This is a genomic window from Rhodococcus sp. EPR-157 (assembly GCF_001647195.1).
In the GTDB taxonomy this organism is placed as follows: domain Bacteria; phylum Actinomycetota; class Actinomycetes; order Mycobacteriales; family Mycobacteriaceae; genus Rhodococcoides.
Genome location: NZ_LVCV01000452.1, coordinates 1 through 1,296, shown reverse-complemented (window position 1 = coordinate 1,296; position 1,296 = coordinate 1). Strand labels below are relative to the sequence as shown.

The 1,296-nt window shown below is 67.5% G+C and carries 2 protein-coding genes; one reads left to right on the top strand and one right to left on the bottom strand.

What is annotated here, in order from left to right; genetic code table 11:
• Window positions 1-764, top strand: a 764-nt coding sequence (gene rsmA, locus A2J03_RS21110; RefSeq protein WP_068377933.1) for a 16S rRNA (adenine(1518)-N(6)/adenine(1519)-N(6))-dimethyltransferase RsmA, incomplete at its 5' end; no start/stop codon positions are given.
• 54 nt (window positions 765-818) lie between these two features.
• Here rsmA and A2J03_RS21105 read toward each other — a convergent pair.
• Window positions 819-1,296 (bottom strand): helix-turn-helix transcriptional regulator (locus tag A2J03_RS21105; RefSeq protein WP_156520495.1); only part of this gene is annotated, 478 nt, incomplete at its 5' end.

Here is a 1,296-nt window from a genome sequence, read left to right as displayed (position 1 = left end):
ACGACGCAAACACCGTGCGCCGCATCGTCGCCTCGGCGGGCGTCGGGGGATCGGACACCGTGCTCGAGGTCGGCCCGGGTCTCGGATCGCTGACGCTTGCGCTTCTCGACGTCGCCGACGCCGTCATCGCCGTCGAGATCGATCCCAAGCTCGCGGGGCGGCTCCCGCAGACCGTAGCCGAGCGTGCCCCGTCGCATGCCGAGCAACTCACGGTGGTCGAGTTCGATGCGCTCCGAGTGACCGCGTCGGACATTCCCGGTGAGCCGACGGCGCTGGTGGCGAACCTGCCGTACAACGTTGCCGTCCCAGTTCTGCTTCACCTCTTCTCCGAACTGCCTTCCCTGCGCACAGCCATGGTGATGGTTCAGGCCGAGGTAGCCGACCGATTGGCCGCCGATCCGGGCAGCAAGATCTACGGCATACCCAGCGTCAAGGCGAACTTCTTCGGAACCGTCAAACGCGCAGGTTCGGTCGGCCGTTCGGTGTTCTGGCCGGTGCCGAAGGTGGAGTCCGGGCTCGTACGGATCGATCGGTACGCCGATCCACCGTGGTCGATGGACGACGCCCATCGCCGGAAGGTCTTCACCGTCATCGACGCTGCCTTCGCGCAGCGCCGCAAGACACTGCGCGCCGCACTCGCAGGCTGGGCCGGATCGCCCGTCGAGGCGGAGCGCCGCCTGCGGGAGGCAGACATCGACCCCTCGGCACGCGGCGAAACAATCGACGCCGCAGCGTTCGTCAGATTGGCGGGGACGCGGCCCTGATCGCCGCGGCGCCCCTGATCGCTTGAATGGTCCATTCATACGGTCAGATAGCTCCTACGGTCCATTCAAGCGGGCAGCCGCGGGCAGTTCGAGCGCGCGGCTGTATCGCCGGCTGAGCAGCGCGTGCCGTTCCGCCATCCGGGCGCATTCGTCACGCAACTCCGGCGGATCGAGCACGGTGAAGTCGGTGTCGAATGCTGACAACCACCGGGCGATCGACGGCAGGGAATCCCCGGACAGGATGATGATGCAGGCGTCGTCGCCGCTCGATTCGAGGGTTCCCCACTCCTCGTCGACCATCGGCGCGATGGTCTGGATCGAGGCGTGCAGCTTTATCCTCGCCTGCACCTGGCTGAATGCGCGGTCGATTCCGGCGGCGACGAATGCCGCGGCGCCGCCGGCCGGGAGTTCCCGCGGAGAAAAGCGTGGGCCCGTCGGGATCTTCGGTTGCAGTCGGTCGACGCGGAAGGATCGCCAGTCCTCACGCATGAGATCCCACCCGAGCAGGTACCAGCGCGCACCCGCCCGGACG